Raw genomic sequence first — 15834 nt, 5'->3', positions numbered from 1 at the left:
GCCTCCGGCGCCTCAGCTGCAGACCGCTTCGGCGCGTCGCGCCTCGATCGTTGCCTCGGCGCCCGAGTCTCGACCCAGTGCTCCGCAGGCACCCTCGTCGAGGACGCGCGCAAGCAGCGAGGTCTCCCAGGCTTCGGCGCCGAGGTCGCAGAACCGCAGGTCGTCAAGCTCCAGCGCATGCCCTTGTAGCTGCGCCTTCACCGCCTCCCAGCTGCCCGCAACGCTACCATAAGGGCGCCGCGTGACGGGATTGGGGATCAGATAGGGACAATCCTCCCAGCGCGGGAGCGCCCCGAGCAGCGTGATGGCCGCCGGGCTCAGCCGCAGATCGTGGGCGGTGCCGCCGCCGGTCGCGATCCGCCACATCCCCGCCTCCAGGTCCAGCGACTCCCACCGGGCCGTCAGAAGCTCGCGGGGCCGCGCGCCCGTCAGCATCAGGAGAGCGAGGATGAACTTAAGCTGCCGGTTGCCACTGGCGCCGGCGGCCCGCAGGAGGCGCTCCGCCTCTTGCTGCGTCAGTACCGCCTCCTCGACTCCGCGCCGGTCGAAGCGGAGGCTTCCCTCGAGCGGATTGGCCTCCGAGCCGGGGAGCTCCAGCTTTGCCGCCAGATTCCACATCTGATTCATGAGGGCGTTAAGGCGCATGTCGGTCCCCGGCTCCCCGGCCTCGGCCTCGCTTTTGGCGGTCAGCCAGGCGATGACATCCGAGCGACTGACCTGGTCGAGCCGAAGCTGCCCGAAGTGCGGAAGGATGTGGTCGCGCAGGTCGCGCGACGCCGCCTCGCGGGTTTCGACGTCGCCGGACATGCTCTCGAGGTATCGCGCCGCGACGTCCGCCACGGTCGTCGCCCCGCCCTCCGCCTGGCCGGCATGGGACCAGCGAAGGTTCATCAAGGTCCCCTGCGTCGCCGGCCGCGGCGTCAGGGTCAGGCCGAGCTTTTGGGCGAGGGCCTCCATGCCCAGCGGCTCGTCGCCGCCGAGATCGGCATCGCCCGATCCTGGAGACGGCAAAGCGAGGCTCGCCAGAAGATAAGGCGAGACGCGCCGGCTCGTGCACAGGCCGCCGCCGCCGTCGGGGACGAGGGGCTGGGCGAAGGAAACGCCGATCTGCCGCGCGCGGACGCGGCTGACGTGGGCATAGGTGAGCTGGCCGTCGCCGAAGTCGAGAATGACCAGGGATCCGGGCGCGAGGCTGGGACCGCCTTCGATCAGCGCGCCCGTGTCCGACAGGTTGCGCAGGATCGCCGAGCTGTACCGGCCGTCCTGGATCACCCCGACCGCGCGGTAGACGGCCTGGCGGTCGCTGCGCTGCTTCGCCGGACCCGCCGGGGTGAGCGTCAGCTCGCCACGCTCCAGCCGGCCGCACAGCTCGGCGGAAGGAAGCGCCTTGCTGTAGACCCAGCCCTGAACATGGCTGACCCGGAGCCTCCGGATCAGCGCGAGCTGGTCCATATATTCGATGCCCTCGGCGGTCGTCTCCATGCCCAGCGCCTCGGCGAGCGCGACAATGGCGGCGATGATCGCGCCGTTCTTCGATCCGGGAAGGGTTGCTTCCCTGACGAACGTCTGGTCGATCTTGATCTTGTCGAAGGGCGCGGTCCGCAGATAGCCGAGCGAGGAATAGCCGGTCCCAAAATCGTCGAGCGCGAGGCGGACGCCGATCTCCTTCAGCGCCTCGAAGGCGGTGTCGGTCGACGCCGAGGCGGCGAGGAACACGCCCTCGGTGATCTCCAGTTCGAGCCGGTCCGGCGTCAGGCCGGACGTCGCGAGCGCCGAGACGACCGTGGCCGGCAGGGCGTCGTTCGCGAACTGGAGCGGCGAGATATTGACTGCGACCCGCAGCTTGCCCGGCCAAGTGACGGCGTCGTGGCAGGCCTGGCGAAGCACCCATTCGCCAATCTGGGGAATGAGGCCGGCTTCTTCGGCGATCGGGATGAAAATGGCCGGCGAGATCGCCCCCCTGACCTTGTGCTGCCAGCGAAGCAGCGCCTCGACGCCGGTGATGTGGTTGGAGCGTGCATCGACGATGGGCTGATACCAAAGGCTCATCTCGCCGCGGGCGATGGCGTCGCGCAGATCCTCCTCGAGCGCGCGGCGTTCCTCGGCCGCCTCGAGCAGCTCGCTGGAGAAGAAATGGAACCGGCCGCGTCCCCCGTCCTTCGACGCGTAGAGCGCGAGGTCGGCATTGCGGATCAGCTCGGAGCGTGCCTCGCCGTCCGCGGGCGCGATCGCGATTCCGACAGACGCGCCGATAATGCATCGGCTGCCCTCGATGGAATAAGGCTGGGAGAGGCTTGCGATGATCTGCGAGGCGAGCTCGCCGATGTCGCCGCGGTCGTCGGATCCGGCGACGATCACCTGGAACTCGTCGCCGCCGAGCCGGAACACGCGCTCGCTGTCTCCCGCAATGCGGCAAAGGCGCTCCGCCACCTGCTTGAGCAGCGCGTCGCCTGCCGGGTGGCCGAGCGTATCGTTGACCTGCTTGAACCGGTCGAGGTCGATCAGCATGACGGCGCAGGCCCTGCGATGATGGGCGATGCCGACGAGGTTGCGGTCCAGCACTTCGGCCATGCCCCGGCGGTTGGGAAGACCGGTCAGCGAATCGTAGCGCGCCAGCTGTGAGGCATGTTCCGACGAGCGGCGCTGCTCCGTCACGTCCACCGCGACGCCCCGATAGCCGCTGAACGCGCCGTCGTTGCCATGCTGGGGCGTGCCCGCCACGGCCCAGAACCGCTCGTCCATGGCCTGCGAAGCCTTCACGGTCACCTTGTCGAAGGACGATTGCCGCGCGAGGATGAACGGAAGCGCGCGTCGTCCGGTCAGATCGTCGTCCGCTTGCTCGAACAGCTCCGCGAACCGGGAGCCGAGCAGAGACCCTCGCGTGCGGCCGATGGCGCGCGCAAGCTGTTCGCTGATATAGGTGATCTGCCCCTCGGCGTCGGTCGACCAGAACCAGCCGTGCCCGGCTTCCTCGAAATTCTTGACGAGCTCGACCGCCTCCATGGCGTCGGCGCCCTCAGCCGCAGCCCCTCCGCCACCGCCTGCGGCGAGAGCGGCGCCTGCGCGCGAACCCGGCTCGGAAGAGGCTCCCTGCCTGTTCAATCCGAAGATACGCGCCAGGGCCATCCTTCAATCCGTCACAAGGTCGTTTCAACGAGAGCCGAGGTGCGGCGCGAATGCCCCGGCGAAGGCGCCGCGGCAGCCGGGCGGCAAAGTGCCGGCGAAGGAGGTCTCCTCGGCAACTCGATGGAGCAGGAATGGAAATGTGCAAACAGGACCGAAATGGGTGTGCGAAAACGAGCAATTACGACGATCTGTGAATCTGGTCATCTCACTCCCCCCCAGGAGCGAGACCGCGCTACGATCACCGCGTAAAATAATAGTTAATTATTTCTATAGCCTTTAGCCGGTAGAGCCGTATTTCGGCGCACTGGCTTGGGTGTCTGAGAGTTCGGCGCCGGCCGCTCATGGCCCGCCGGTGAGGCAGAGCCGTGCGGCGCGGGAAGTGCCTAGACGACCTCCGCGAGAACCTCGCGCCCAGCCTCGCGCAGCCGCCGCACCAATTCTCCGACGCATGCCTCCAGCAGCGCCTCGTCCGTCGCCCGCACGACGAAATTGGCGCCGATCCGGCCTCCCTTAAAGAAGGGGTAGGAGCCGATCTGGGTGCCGGGATGCGCCGCCTCGACCTCGCGCAATATGTCGGCCACCTCGCTCTCCGGCGTGTAGCTGCCGATCGTGCGGGAGAGGATTGGCTTGCCGCCCTCGAGCGTGCCGGAGAGGGCTTCGAGCATGATCGTCGCGATGTGCGGCACGCCGGCGAGGATCAGGATGTTGCCGACGCGGATGCCTGGCGCGCCCGACATCGGGTTCTCGATCAGCTCGGCACCCTCAGGCACCCGCGCCATCCGCAGCCGCGCCGCGGTGATGCCGCCGCGCGTGGCGTAATAGCTTTCCAGGCTCGCCTTCGCCTTCGGGTGGACGACGACGGGGACCCGGAGCGCATGGGCGATGGCGTCGACGGTGATGTCGTCGTGGGTGGGGCCGATGCCGCCGGTTGTGAAGAGATAGTCGTGGGTCGCGCGGAGCGCGTTGACGGCGTCGGCGATCTTCTCCGTCACGTCCGGCACGATCCGCACCTCGACCAGGCCGATGCCCTGCAGGTTCAGCCATTTGGCGACCTGCGCGACATTCCTGTCCTGGGTGCGGCCCGACAGGATCTCGTCGCCGATGACGAGCAGGGCGGCGGTCCAGATGCGCTCATCGCTCATGCCGCCGCCTTAGCGGGGCGTTCCGCGTCATTCCAGCGCGGCCGAGGGCATGGGAAGAGGTGATTTTTCACCCGCCCCGGCCTATATCGCCGCCATGACCGACTATATCGCCGTCTCCGCCACCGACGTCATCGGCCGCTCCGGCGCCATCAAGCTGCACGGCCCTGAAGGCTTCGAAGGCATGCGCCGCGCCGGCCAGGCCGCCGCTGCCGTGCTCGACGCGCTCGTCCCCCACGTCCGCCCCGGCGTCACGACGCAGGAGATAGACGATATCGTCCATGCCGAGATGAAGGCGAAGGGCGGCATCCCCGCGACGCTCGGCTATCGCGGCTTCACCGGCTCGTGCTGCACCTCGATCAACCATGTCGTCTGCCACGGCATACCCGGCGAAAAGGCGCTGAAGGACGGCGATATCGTCAACATCGACGTCACCATCATTATGGACGGCTGGCACGGCGACACCAGCCGCATGTTCCTCGTCGGCGACGTCGGCGTGAAGGCGCGGCGGCTGGTCGACGTCACCTACGAATGCATGATGCTCGGCATCGCCCAGGCGAAGCCCGGCAACCGCCTCGGCGACATCGGCCACGCCATCCAGACCCATGCCGAGCGCCACCGCTACGGCGTCGTGCGCGATTTCTGCGGCCACGGCGTCGGCCGTATCTTCCACGACGCGCCGGAAGTCGTCCACGCCGGCCGCCCCGGCACCGGCCCCGAGCTCAAGCCCGGCATGTTCTTCACGATCGAGCCGATGATCAACATCGGCAAGCCCGGCGTGAAGGTGCTGGAGGACGGCTGGACCGCCGTCACCCGCGACCGCACCCTCTCCGCCCAGTTCGAGCATATGGTCGGCATCACCGAGGACGGCTGCGAGATCTTCACGAAGAGCCCCGGCGGCTACGACCGCCCGCCCTACGGCTGACGCATTACCGCCGCCCTCACCGCCGCGGCGGCGGGTCGTTCTTGACGCCGAAGCTGACGACCGGGCCGTTGCCGTCGCGCTGGTGGTGTTCGTCCCGCCAGTGGAGGAAGTCGCAGCCGGTCCAGCCGCCGGGGCCGACGTTGGAGCAGGAGCCGATCCCCGTCTGGCCGACCTCATAGAGGCGGTGCCGCTCGCGCGAGACGCTCGGCATCGCGCCGTCAGGGTCGAAGCCCTCATGCTGCGGCGGCAGCCGGTAGGGCGAGCGCTCCCCGCGCCGGGCGCAGACGACGATGTCCCCCTGGTCCGGCCTGCACTCGGGGACGATGTTCGGGGTGACGGGGGCGGTGGGCGACACCGGTGGCGGTGCTGCCGCGACGAGCGCGAAGGCAAGGCCAATTACCAACCCGAGGCGCATCGCTCTCTCCCTCACCCGGCCGGCACCAGTTCGATCGCGTCCAGCTGCGATTCGAAATGCGGCTCGGGAAGGATGATCCGCCAGCGGCGCGGGCCGATCCGCTCGACGAAGCCGGCCATGTCGCGCTGCTGGTCGTCGCCATAGCGGATCGTGCCGCGCTCGTCGCCGATCTGAAGGGTGCCGAGGAACACCATCCGGTTGTAGGTTTCGGGCAGGAACCGCCCCACCGGCCGCTGCGGCCCTGCCAGGAACTGAAAGGTTATCGCCTTGGCCGAATCGGGCGCGCCGACGCGGCACGGCTCCGCCGAATAAGCGACGTAGCGCGGCTGGCGCGCATCCTCGCCGCCGAGCTTCACCCAGCGGCAGCGATAGTCGCCCGCCGGGGGCGGCGCATTGGGCGCGGCGGCGTCGGGATCGAGGAGCAACCCCTCGCGCGCCACGTCGCCGGAATTGCCGCCCTTGCGCGCCTCGTCGAGCGCCGCGACGAAGCTGTCCCGCCAGTCGCGCAGCCGCTCGCGGTCGTCGTCGGTGGCGATGAGCCGCCACTGGTCCTCGCCGTGCGGCAGCACCGATTTCGGCCCCGGCGGCTTGACCAGGGCGCAGCCGGCGAGCGGCAGCAAGGCGACGAGGAGGAACGCGCGCATCGCCGCCTCTTAAGCCGCGGAAGCGCCCGCAACAACGCCCGTCACGCCGCCGTCCAGCCGCCGTCCATCGAGAGGTTCGCGCCGGTGATCGCCGAGGCCTCGTCGCGGCAGAGGAACAAGGCGAGCGCCGCCACCTGGTCCACCGTCACGAACTTCTTGGTCGGCTGGGCGGCGAGGAGGACGTCGTTCATCACCTGCTCGCGGGTCAGCCCGCGCGCCTTCATCGTATCCGGTATCTGGTTCTCGACCAGCGAGGTCCAGACATAGCCCGGGCTGATGCAATTGACCGTCACACCGGCCTGCGCCGTCTCCAGCGCCGCCGCCTTGGTGAAGCCCGCGACGCCGTGCTTCGAGGCGACATAGGGCGCCTTGTTGGGGCTGGCGACGAGGCTGTGCGCCGAGGCGGTGTTGATCACCCGCCCCCACCCCTTCGCCTTCATGTGCGGCAAGGCGAGCCGCGTCGTGTGGAACACCGCGGAGAGATTGAGGGCGATGATCAGGTCCCACTTCTCCGGCGGGAATTCGTCGACCGGCGCGACATGCTGCGTCCCGGCATTGTTGACGAGAATGTCGACGCCGCCGAATTCCTCCGCCGCCTCCGCCATCATCGCCTCGATCGCCTCGGACTTCGTGAGATCGGCAGCGCTGTAGAGCGCCTGCCCGCCAGCCTGTTCGAGCGCGGCGCGGGTCCGCTCGATCTCGTCCGGGTCGCCGAAGCCGTTCAAGACGACGTTAGCCCCCTTCCCCGCCAGCGCCCGCGCGATGGCGAGGCCGATGCCCGAGGTCGAGCCGGTGACGAGAGCGGTCTTGCCTTTGAGGAACATGCGCATCGGGCCTCCTTGCCTGCGCCGCTCCTTTCCCGCCGCACGCATCATTTTGCAACCGGCACGAGCGCGGTGCATTGAGCCGGCGAGCGAGGAGGACCCGATGCGGCTCGACGACGACCAGGACAGCGTCAATTTCCAGGACGACACCGGCCGCGGCGGCGGAGGGTTCGGTGGCGGCGGCGGACTGATCGGCCTGCTCTTCGGCCTGGTGCTCAGCCGCTTCGGCATCGTCGGCGTCCTGATCCTCGGCCTCGGCTATTGCGCACTGTCGTCGCTCGGCGGCGGCGGCACCGCCGGCTACCCGACCGGCCCGTCAGCGATGCAGACGGCCCCCGCGGCGTCCGGCACTACGACCCTCAGCCAGGCCGACAAGCACCTCGTCCTCGCCGTGCTCGGCTCGACGGAGCGGACGTGGCAGAAATTGCTCTCGGGCGAAGGCCAGGCCTACCAGCCGACCACCCTCGTCTTCTACGCCGGCTCCGACCAGTCCGGCTGCGGCGCCGCGCAGTCGGCGATGGGGCCGTTTTACTGCCCGACCGACGGCAAGATCTATCTCGACACCAGCTTCTTCCGCGAACTGACGAACCGCTTCCACGCCTCCGGCGATTTTGCCGACGCCTACGTCATCGCCCACGAGGTCGGCCACCATATCCAGGACCTGCTCGGCACCCTCGCCAAGGCGAACCGGATGCAGGCGAGCGGCTCGACCGCCGAGGGCAATGCCGTCCAGGTCCGGGTCGAGCTGCAGGCCGATTGCTTCGCCGGCGTCTGGGCCGCCAACGCGCGCAACAAGCAGGGCCAGCCGGTGCTCGAGGCGGGCGACGCGGAAGAAGGCCTGCGCGCCGCCGCCGCCATCGGCGACGACACGCTCCAGCAGCAGGCGCAGGGCCGGGTCGTTCCAGACAGCTTCACCCACGGCACCTCCGCCCAGCGGGTGAAATGGCTCCGCCGCGGGCTGGAAACGGGCGACCCGCAGCAGTGCGACACGTTCAGCGGCGCCATCTGAGTCCTTGACTGTCTTAGCCCTGTGACACAGTCTGGCCGCGGCGCGATGGGGCGCCGGGGGAGATTCTCGTCATGCTGCGCCTGCTCGCCTTTTTGATGCTGCCGTTCGCGCTCGCCGCCGCGGCGCCCGCCGCCGCCGCGCCGTTCAAGAGCGACCGCATCGCCGTCGATGTGAAGGGCTCCGGCCCCGACGTGGTGCTCATCCCCGGCCTCAGCTCCTCGCCGCGCGTGTGGGACACCACCGTCGCCGCCCTGCCCGGCTATCGCTACCACCTGATCCACGTCGCGGGCTTCGACGGCCTGGCCTCCGGCGCCAATGCGAATGGTGCGGTGGTCGCCCCGGTGGCCGAGGAGATCGCCCGCTACATCGCCGCCGCGCACCTCAGGAAGCCCGCCATCGTCGGCCACTCGCTCGGCGGCACGCTGGCGATGATGGTGGCGGCGCGGCACCCCGAGCTTCCGTCGCGGGTGATGGTGGTCGACATGATGCCGTTCATGGGCGCCATGTTCGCCGGCCCCAATGCGAAGCAGGAGCAGCTCGCCGCCATCGCCGAGCAGATCCGCAAGGGCATCTCGTCCAGCACCGGCGAGGCGCGGCGCAAGCAGACCGAGCAGACCATCGCCGGGATGGTCCGGACCGAGAGCATGCGTCCGCTCGCGGTCCAGCACGGCCTCGCCAGCGATCCGGCCGTGTCGGGAGAGGCGATGTCCGAGCTGATCACGACCGACCTCCGGCCCGAGCTGGGGAAGATCAAGGTGCCGATGACGGTGCTGTGGGTTCTCCCCACCGGCGCCCCCATCACCGAAGCCCAGCTCACCACCTTCTACAAGATGTCCTACGCGAACGTGCCGCAGGCGGTGCTGACCCACGTGGCGGACAGTGCACACTTCATCATGTGGGACAACCCGGCCGTGTTCCGGGCGGAGCTCAAGGCCTTCCTCGCCGCTAAGCCGTAAGGAAGCGGCGGATCCATTCGCCGACGATCAGCCGGTCGTTGGGCTGCTCGTAGGTCGCGATGGCGGCGTCGGGATCGGCGATGCGGTCGCGGCGGGTCTCGATCAGGCACTCGCCATAGCCCTCCTCGAACTCCGGGTGGAACTGCATCGAGATGGCCGGCTGGTCCTCGTAGCCGAGCATGCCATACGGGCTGAAGTCGGTCGCCGCGAGAATGCGGGTCGCCGGCGGCTGGACGACGATCTGGTCCTGGTGCGACACCGGGACGGAGATCCGGTCCGGCGCGTCGGCCATGAAGGACGGCCGCGCCTTGACGTCGTAGACATGGATGCCGACGCCCCAGCCGCGCGACGATTTCTCGACATGCCCGCCGAAAGCCTCCGCCATCAGCTGATGGCCGAAGCAGATTCCGACCAGCTTCGCCTGGCCCTTTGCGACGCGCAGGAAGTCGAGCAGCGGCGGGATCCAGGGCAGCGGCTCGTACACCCCGGCGGGGGAGCCGGTAACGAGATAGGCGGCGTGGTCCGAGGGCGAGGCCGGATATTCCCCGGCCACCACGTCGTAGCTCACCCGGTCGAAGCCGGGGCCGAGCAGCCGGTCGAACATGTCGTCATACAAGCCGTAGCGCGGCGAGAGGTCGGCCGGCGGGATGCCGGTGCGGAGGATGGCGAACTGCATGCCCGCGCTCTAGCGGCGCGACCTCAGAACTGGAAGCGCAGGGTGCCGCGCAGCGTCCGCGGCGCGCCTGGGAGGATGTTGTTGTCGGAGGAAGCGCTCGCGAAATAGCGGGCGCCGAGTACATTCTCGAGGTTGATCTGCGCCTCGATGCCGTGCCCGACCCGGACGAACGCCGCCGCATCGGCGCGGACGTAGGCGGGGAGCAAAACCGCGTTCGAGATCGTCGCGTAGCTGCGCGACTGGGCGTAGAGGCCGGCGCCGAGGCCCAAGCTCCGGCTGAAATCGTAGCGGGTCCAGAGCGATCCCTGGTGGCGCGGGACGAGGGCGACGCGGCGGCCGGCGGGCGCGGCGGCGGTGGTGCTGACGATCTTGGCGTCCTGCAGCGCATAGCCGGCGCTGATCCGCCAGCGGCTGCTGAGCTGGCCGGCGAGCTGAAGCTCGACGCCGCGGCTGCGCTGCGCGCCGGTGAGGATGACGCGGGCCGGATCGGCGGGATCGGCGGTGCGGGTGTTGGTGCGGTCGAGGCGGTAGGCGGCGGCGGTGAACAGCAGCCCGGGCATGACCGCCCACTTGGCGCCCACTTCGTAATTGTCGAACCGCTCGGGCTCGAGCGCCTGCAGCGTCGCGTCGAGCGAGGCGAACTGGTCGCCCGATTGCGGCAGATAGGAGCGGCTGTAGCTGGCATAGAAGGACAGGCCCTTCACCGGCTTCAGCACCAGCCCGAGCCGCGGCGACCACAAGGTGTCGGTGCGCCCGAACGAAGCGCCGGCGAGCAGGTCGTCGAGGGCGATATGGAAGCGGTCGCGGCGGAGGCCGGCGATCAGCTCGACATGCTCCCCGAACGCGATCTGGTCCTGGACATAGGCGGCGGCGACGTCGGCCTTGACCCGCACCGAGCGCGCGCCGGTGCCGGCGCGGAAAGTAATCGGCGCCACCACGATGTTGTCGGCGAGCGGCGTGAAGAAGCGCCGGCCGCCGTTGGCGGTCGCGACGCCGCTGTCGAAGAAGCCGTTCAGATGCTGCTGGCGGCTCCGCTGCACGCCCCATTCGAAGCCGGCGAGGAGGGTGTGGCGGACGGGCCCGGTGGCGATGCGCCAGACGACGTCGTTCTGGTTCAGCAAATTCCGCCGCTGCACCGCGTCCTGATAGGCCTCGATCCCCACCTGCGGCGTCCCACCGGTCGCCGTCACCGGCGTTGCCGCGAAGGCGTTGCGGTAGAATTTGTCGTAATCGCCCCACAGCCAGCGGCTCGTGAAGCTCAGCGTGTCGCTGAAGCGGTGGCTGATCTCGCCGTGGAGGACGTGCGCCTCGAACCGCGCCGTGTTGACGCCGCCGACGCCGAAGAACGTGTCGCGATAGCCGGCGAGCGGCCGGGCGGGCGCGGCGGCCGTCCCGGTGGTGGCGGCGGGGATGCCGCGGTCGGCGACGCGGCGGTCATTGTCATATTCGTAGGAGAGGTCGATCCGCGTCCCGTCGCCGGGCACGAAGGCGAGGGTCGGGTTCAGCCCGATGCGGCGGCCGCCATAGGCGTCGCGGAAGCTGTCGAGCCGCTCGTAGACGCCGTTGAACCGCGCCAGCACCTGCCCGGAGAGCGGCGCGTCCACGTCGATCGACGCGGCTCCCGCCCCGTCCGTCCCCGCGCCGATGCCCGCGCGGACGAAGCTCTTGCCCTCGGCGCGCTTGGTGACGCGGTTGACGATGCCGCCGCCGCCGCCGCGGCCGAAGATCATCGCGTTCGGCCCCTTCAAAACCTCAATGCGCTCGAGATTGTAGAGGCCGCGATAATATTGGACGTCGTCGCGCAGGCCATCGACGAAGAAGTCGGCGGTGCTGCCGTTGCCGCGCAGCGCGATCTGGTCGCGATTGCCCTCGCCGAGCGACACCACCGCCCCCGGCACCATCCGCAGCACGTCGCCGACCGAGCGCAACCCCTGGTCCTCGATCTGCGCCTCGGTGACGATCGACACCGCCTGCGGCACGTCCTGCAGATCGGTGTCGGTGCGGGTGGCGGTGCGGGTCGACCGGGGCTGGTACCGCTCGCGCGTGCCGGTGACGACGATCGGATCGACCTCGGCCTCCACCCCCGAATCGGCTGCCGCCCCCGCATCGGCTGCCGCGAGGAGCGCCGGCGCCGGGACGGCGGCCGCAGCAGCGAGGGCGAGGAGCGAGACGAGCATGAGACCTTTCCGAGCCGGAGCAGGATTGCGCCGGTGGAGGGTATCTATCGCTCTTGATAATCATTCGCAATAGCGGGCCGACCTGCCCAGCGTCGCCGTTTACCCCGTAAAGCCAGCCCGCGGTTCGTGGCGCCGGTATAGGCGTAAGCGTCGTTGGTCCGCGCCTCGCTTATGATCTGCGAGGCCGGATTGTAGCCCAGCGTCACGTTGTGGTTGCCGGTCGTGTCGGTGAGGCCCTGCGTCTGCGTCTGGAGCCGCCCCACCGCATCGTAACCGTAAGAGGTCCAGGACGTCGTCGGGGACCCCGGGCCCATATAGACGCCCGCCCGGCGCCCCGGAGGATCGTAGCCGATGTGGAACACGCCCTGATAGGCCGTCATCTCGTTCGCGGCGCTGTAGCTGAACGACGCAAGATAGCCGGCGTCTCCGGACGGGACGAGCGTATTGCCGCCCGCATCATATTGACGCGACATCGTTCGCCCCGAGCCGTCCATGTTGCTCGTCAACGAGGTGACGCGGCCGAACCCGTCAAAGGCGGTCGTGATCCCGGGCCCGGATGCCGAGCCGAACCGGGCGTAGAGCTGCAGGCCGTTCACGTCATAGCCGTAGAACACGCTGTACCCCGGGGCGCCGGTGGTCGAAGCGGGCACATTCTTCTGCGTCAGCTTGTTCGTGCCGTCATAGGCGTAGGTGAGGGTAACGCCGTCGCGCTTCCTGAAGCTGGTGCGGTTGCCGACGGCGTCATAGCCATATTGGTCGTAATCCCCCTGGTTCGCGAGATTCGGCGTCGTCGGCCAGGGGAAGATCCACCGCGCCTACCGGTCGAACCCGTCGATTATAACGGAACTTTCTTAGTCGCCCGTCCGCAATTGCGGTTCGCAGTCTCAGCCTCCGAGCTAAAAAGCGGGAAGCCCCATGAATTTGATCATCCCGCTGGACAGAAGTCCCCACTTATCCATAAGCTTATACGTGCAGATCGACGCCTCGCAGAAATCTTCAAACTGTGTTACCCCCGCTGGCGGTCATATATAAATTTCAACGAGAATTTCCCTAAGGTGCGCCGCAAAAGGCGCTATCGATCGCCCCTCTGCCACAACGTGGTGGTAGATCCGGGATCTGTCACTTCGACCATAGCGTACCAATCCGGAGGAAAGGAACCCACACTTTCTTGAATAGCCAAGACCAAAGCCTGAAACCCGGTTTCGAGTTCCTTTATCCAAAATGTGTTTCCGTCAAGAAACTCAAGACCTAACTCAATCTCGTCGTAGGTAATTCGATCTTTCTTTTCTCCGTAAATTCGCTCAATGTCAGAAAACAAAAAATTATGGGTGCGGCCTCTCTCATTGATAGAGAATGAGTCGCCGGATTGGCCCACCTGAATTTCTGTCATGGATGACTCCCAGCGAAAAAGTCGTACACGCGCTCCCCGAGACTGTATCCGATATGACCCCCCGCGACAGAACCGGCAACGGCCCCCGCTGGCACGGTCACTGGCGCTGCTGGACCTCCAAGTGTTCCGGCGGCCCCGCCAAGTAGGCCTCCTCCGGTACCTCCTATCGCTGCACCAACGTTTGCTACGATTGCGCGCCCCCGGTTATCGGAGGTGGCGACATCGACGACCGCGATGACAAGCCCGACTATGCCAGCCCCCTTACCCAGGTTGCCCAAGGACCGCGCAGTTCCGTTGATTCTCCCGTTTGTTACGTTCGCATGGCCAATCGACCCGGGCCGTGGGCCAAGCCCCGGTCTCCTCGCTTCGATGACGGCACGTACCTCTCTAGGAGTCTGGCTGCGAGCTGCCGCTTTCGCCGCGGATCGGCCAGCAGAGTCGTTCGGGCTCAAACCCCCAACACGGTGATTATAGCTGTTTCTCACCCGCTCGGATTGAACCCCGGCGTGGGCGACTCGAGCGCTGGCCCCCACTGCGGCACCGCAGGTGCCGCGGTCATGACAATCGGAGTATTCTCCCGTAGGGTCGTCGTTGTCGACGGGATCGTTCCCCACATACGCGTAGAGGTTCACCTGATCCTTGTACCCAATGGGGTCCGTCTGCAGGAACCGCCCCAGCATCGGCGAGTAGATGCGGGCCTTGTAATACCACATGCCGAGTTCGGCGAGCCACGTCTGGCCGGTGTAGCCGAACCGGCCCTGGTTCGTCGTATTGGGCACCCCCCAGGCGTCGTAGGCGTTGATGCCGAGCGTAGCGCCGGTGTCGTCGGCGATGGCGGTGATCGATCCCTGGTGGTCGGCGTGGAGGAAGTGGCGCTGCCAGCTCGGCGATACTTCCCACCACACCAGCGGCTCGTCGGTGCCGGGGCCGTGGGCGTAGACCCGCAGCTGGGTGCCGGCGCCGCTAAACTCCTCGGTCAGCTTGTCGCCGTCATATTCGAGCCGGGTGGTGCCCGAAGGCCCCGTCACCTGCCACAAGCGGCCGTTGGGATCGTAGGTGAGCGTCGCCAGCACCGCGCCGCTCGCCGGGTCGCTGGTGCGCACAGGCCGGTTCTCGGCGTCGTACTGATACAGCGTCGTCCCGTCGGCGCTGAGGTTGCCGTTGAGGTCGTAGCTATAGGTGTTGGGACCTACCCCACTATATTGGTTGAGCCCGTTGACCGTGTAGCCACGGCTGACGTTCTGCGTCCGGTTCGCCGCATAAGCGTCGTTCGTGCGCCAGCGCCGCACCCGGCACCGCCGCGAGAACCATAAGGGCCGCCAGCCCCCGCACCGTCCGCGCCCCGCTCACGAGCAGCTCACCAGGCCGGCCCGCGGCTTGGTCTCGCTGATCTTGTTGCCGGCCGTCACTCCGAGGAGCCTTCTAAGAGAGGGCTATCGGTTCTCCTAAAAAGCAATCATGACGAGGCAGCTTCTTGAGAAGCAAGGTAGTCCTTTCGCAGCTGCAGCGACGAAACAATGAAATCATCGCGCTCCACTAAATGACCATAGAGGAAATATTTCATCACAGCGTCGAGTGCATCTGCATCGCCGAGGACCGCCGCAAGAATATAATAGCCAAAGGCCCTATCTGGTTTCCCTTGGCCGGTGTCAAGCATCACGCCATAGTCATATATGGCGTCTGGAAGTAGCCTTTTTATTGCCACTTGGATATGTCTATCAAATTCCTTTTTGCTCTTTTTAAACCCATAGATCCCTGCAGAGTGCCATTTCGCTATCATGTAATTCGCTCTGGCATCTCCCGCCTGTGCATCTTTAATGATCGAATCGATTACGAGTTTTTGTGCGCTGACGTCGTGGCCCGCCAGAATACGGTTTATTTCATCTGGACTGTAATCCATGATCCCTCCTCTTGAAGATCATACTAGCTGCCCCCGGGCGGGCTCGGCCCTTACGGTTTCGGCTGTGGCGGCTTTGGCTTAGGACCGGGCCGAAGATACTCCGGGCTGTCTTTGGATGGATAAGTAGAAGGATTCTTAGGGAACGACGCGGCGGAGTACTTCTTTCCGCATCTCGTAGCTTTCTTGTCGTACCTTTCTGATGTCCATCCTTAGTTGAAGGTCTCGCATTCTTTCTATGCTCTGCGGCGTAGATAGCATTAGCGGCTCTTAACTTTGCCAGAGTTTCTTCGCTCTCCCCGGCTGCAGTGGGGGTCACCAACAGGACTACACCTCCAACTACTGAGCCCCCCACTGCAATGAGGCTCCTCGCGGCGACGGGTGCAATGGGCTCTATAACCGCTTCGGCCACCGCGAAGAACCCTCTCGGGTCATATTGGCCGCTTGGATCCCGCCCGTCGATCGGATCATTCCCCACGTACCCATACAGATTGACCTGATCCTTGTACCCAATGGGGTCCGTCTGCAGGAACCGCCCCAGCATCGGCGAGTAGATCCTCGCCTTGTAATACCACATGCCGAGCTCGGCGATCCACGTCTGGCCGGTGTAGCCGAACCGGCCCTGGTTGGTCGCGTTCGGCACGCCCCAGGCATCG

15 protein-coding genes are annotated in these 15834 nt (G+C 67.0%); 3 read left to right on the top strand and 12 right to left on the bottom strand.

Going from position 1 to position 15834, the window contains the following annotated elements; all coding sequences use genetic code 11:
* Positions 1 to 12: 12 nt before the first annotated feature.
* The gene (locus tag VGC56_RS16605) at positions 13 to 3003 is read right to left on the bottom strand and encodes an EAL domain-containing protein (RefSeq protein WP_464126660.1); all 2991 of its coding nucleotides are present in this window, start codon (positions 3001 to 3003) and stop codon (positions 13 to 15) included.
* 506 nt (positions 3004 to 3509) lie between these two features.
* Positions 3510 to 4268, bottom strand: coding sequence for a competence/damage-inducible protein A (locus VGC56_RS16600; protein ID WP_464126658.1), 759 nt, complete (start codon positions 4266 to 4268; stop codon positions 3510 to 3512).
* Positions 4269 to 4362: 94 nt separating this feature from the next.
* Here VGC56_RS16600 and map point away from each other — a divergent pair, with 94 nt between their 5' ends.
* A complete protein-coding gene (gene map / locus VGC56_RS16595; RefSeq protein ID WP_464126656.1) occupies positions 4363 to 5190 on the top strand; it encodes a type I methionyl aminopeptidase in 828 nt (275 codons plus the stop codon).
* 16 nt (positions 5191 to 5206) lie between these two features.
* On the opposite strand, the gene VGC56_RS16590 is transcribed toward map, so the two are convergent.
* The 3 genes from VGC56_RS16590 to VGC56_RS16580 are packed head-to-tail and all read right to left on the bottom strand — an operon-like array spanning position 5207 to position 7079.
* On the bottom strand, positions 5207 to 5605 hold the full coding sequence (locus VGC56_RS16590; RefSeq protein ID WP_464126654.1) for a hypothetical protein: 399 nt from the start codon (positions 5603 to 5605) through the stop codon (positions 5207 to 5209).
* A gap of 11 nt (positions 5606 to 5616) precedes the next feature.
* On the bottom strand, positions 5617 to 6249 hold the full coding sequence (locus VGC56_RS16585) for a DUF4893 domain-containing protein (RefSeq protein ID WP_464126652.1): 633 nt from the start codon (positions 6247 to 6249) through the stop codon (positions 5617 to 5619).
* Between the two features lie 41 nt (positions 6250 to 6290).
* Positions 6291 to 7079 (bottom strand): 3-hydroxybutyrate dehydrogenase, encoded by a 789-nt coding sequence (locus tag VGC56_RS16580; RefSeq protein ID WP_464126650.1) that lies wholly within the window; start codon positions 7077 to 7079, stop codon positions 6291 to 6293.
* Between the two features lie 97 nt (positions 7080 to 7176).
* On the opposite strand from VGC56_RS16580, the gene ypfJ reads away from it, so the two are divergent.
* Positions 7177 to 8082, top strand: coding sequence for a KPN_02809 family neutral zinc metallopeptidase (gene ypfJ / locus VGC56_RS16575; protein ID WP_464126649.1), 906 nt, complete (start codon positions 7177 to 7179; stop codon positions 8080 to 8082).
* Between the two features lie 71 nt (positions 8083 to 8153).
* The gene (locus VGC56_RS16570) at positions 8154 to 9038 is read left to right on the top strand and encodes an alpha/beta fold hydrolase (protein ID WP_464126647.1); all 885 of its coding nucleotides are present in this window, start codon (positions 8154 to 8156) and stop codon (positions 9036 to 9038) included.
* Here the strand turns inward: VGC56_RS16570 and VGC56_RS16565 are convergent.
* The 7 genes from VGC56_RS16565 to VGC56_RS16535 form a co-directional block, all read right to left on the bottom strand.
* Positions 9028 to 9714 carry a glutamine amidotransferase-related protein gene (locus VGC56_RS16565; RefSeq protein WP_464126645.1) on the bottom strand — a complete coding sequence of 229 codons (687 nt, stop codon included), beginning with the start codon at positions 9712 to 9714 and terminating at the stop codon, positions 9028 to 9030. The genes VGC56_RS16570 and VGC56_RS16565 overlap by 11 nt on opposite strands.
* A 23-nt stretch (positions 9715 to 9737) precedes the next feature.
* The gene (locus tag VGC56_RS16560) at positions 9738 to 11891 is read right to left on the bottom strand and encodes a TonB-dependent receptor (protein WP_464126644.1); all 2154 of its coding nucleotides are present in this window, start codon (positions 11889 to 11891) and stop codon (positions 9738 to 9740) included.
* Positions 11892 to 11935: 44 nt separating this feature from the next.
* On the bottom strand, positions 11936 to 12541 hold the full coding sequence (locus VGC56_RS16555) for a hypothetical protein (RefSeq protein ID WP_464126643.1): 606 nt from the start codon (positions 12539 to 12541) through the stop codon (positions 11936 to 11938).
* A 422-nt stretch (positions 12542 to 12963) separates the two neighbouring features.
* On the bottom strand, positions 12964 to 13281 hold the full coding sequence (locus tag VGC56_RS16550) for a hypothetical protein (RefSeq protein WP_464126641.1): 318 nt from the start codon (positions 13279 to 13281) through the stop codon (positions 12964 to 12966).
* The gene (locus VGC56_RS16545) at positions 13278 to 14570 is read right to left on the bottom strand and encodes an RHS repeat-associated core domain-containing protein (protein ID WP_464126639.1); all 1293 of its coding nucleotides are present in this window, start codon (positions 14568 to 14570) and stop codon (positions 13278 to 13280) included. Before VGC56_RS16545 ends, VGC56_RS16550 begins: the two co-directional genes overlap by 4 nt.
* Positions 14571 to 14737: 167 nt before the next feature.
* A complete protein-coding gene (locus VGC56_RS16540; protein WP_464126638.1) occupies positions 14738 to 15181 on the bottom strand; it encodes an SEL1-like repeat protein in 444 nt (147 codons plus the stop codon).
* A partial coding sequence (locus VGC56_RS16535) for an RHS repeat-associated core domain-containing protein (RefSeq protein WP_464126636.1) occupies positions 15162 to 15834 on the bottom strand: 673 nt, incomplete at its 5' end. The genes VGC56_RS16540 and VGC56_RS16535, both read right to left, overlap by 20 nt.

The organism is Allosphingosinicella sp. (genome assembly GCF_036403745.1).
Lineage (GTDB): Bacteria > Pseudomonadota > Alphaproteobacteria > Sphingomonadales > Sphingomonadaceae > Allosphingosinicella.
The sequence above is the reverse complement of the archived record's forward strand: the minus strand, read 5'-3'. Positions and strand labels throughout refer to the sequence as shown.

Bases quoted from the DNA above. Each gene is read 5' to 3' on its own strand.
- VGC56_RS16605 (WP_464126660.1), bottom strand. From the start codon at position 3,003: ATGGAGGCGGTCGAGCTCGTCAAGAATTTCGAGGAAGCCGGGCACGGC.
- VGC56_RS16600 (WP_464126658.1), bottom strand. From the start codon at position 4,268: ATGAGCGATGAGCGCATCTGGACCGCCGCCCTGCTCGTCATCGGCGAC.
- map (WP_464126656.1), top strand. From the start codon at position 4,363: ATGACCGACTATATCGCCGTCTCCGCCACCGACGTCATCGGCCGCTCC.
- VGC56_RS16590 (WP_464126654.1), bottom strand. From the start codon at position 5,605: ATGCGCCTCGGGTTGGTAATTGGCCTTGCCTTCGCGCTCGTCGCGGCA.
- VGC56_RS16585 (WP_464126652.1), bottom strand. From the start codon at position 6,249: ATGCGCGCGTTCCTCCTCGTCGCCTTGCTGCCGCTCGCCGGCTGCGCC.
- VGC56_RS16580 (WP_464126650.1), bottom strand. From the start codon at position 7,079: ATGCGCATGTTCCTCAAAGGCAAGACCGCTCTCGTCACCGGCTCGACC.
- ypfJ (WP_464126649.1), top strand. From the start codon at position 7,177: ATGCGGCTCGACGACGACCAGGACAGCGTCAATTTCCAGGACGACACC.
- VGC56_RS16570 (WP_464126647.1), top strand. From the start codon at position 8,154: ATGCTGCGCCTGCTCGCCTTTTTGATGCTGCCGTTCGCGCTCGCCGCC.
- VGC56_RS16565 (WP_464126645.1), bottom strand. From the start codon at position 9,714: ATGCAGTTCGCCATCCTCCGCACCGGCATCCCGCCGGCCGACCTCTCG.
- VGC56_RS16560 (WP_464126644.1), bottom strand. From the start codon at position 11,891: ATGCTCGTCTCGCTCCTCGCCCTCGCTGCTGCGGCCGCCGTCCCGGCG.
- VGC56_RS16550 (WP_464126641.1), bottom strand. From the start codon at position 13,281: ATGACAGAAATTCAGGTGGGCCAATCCGGCGACTCATTCTCTATCAAT.
- VGC56_RS16540 (WP_464126638.1), bottom strand. From the start codon at position 15,181: ATGGATTACAGTCCAGATGAAATAAACCGTATTCTGGCGGGCCACGAC.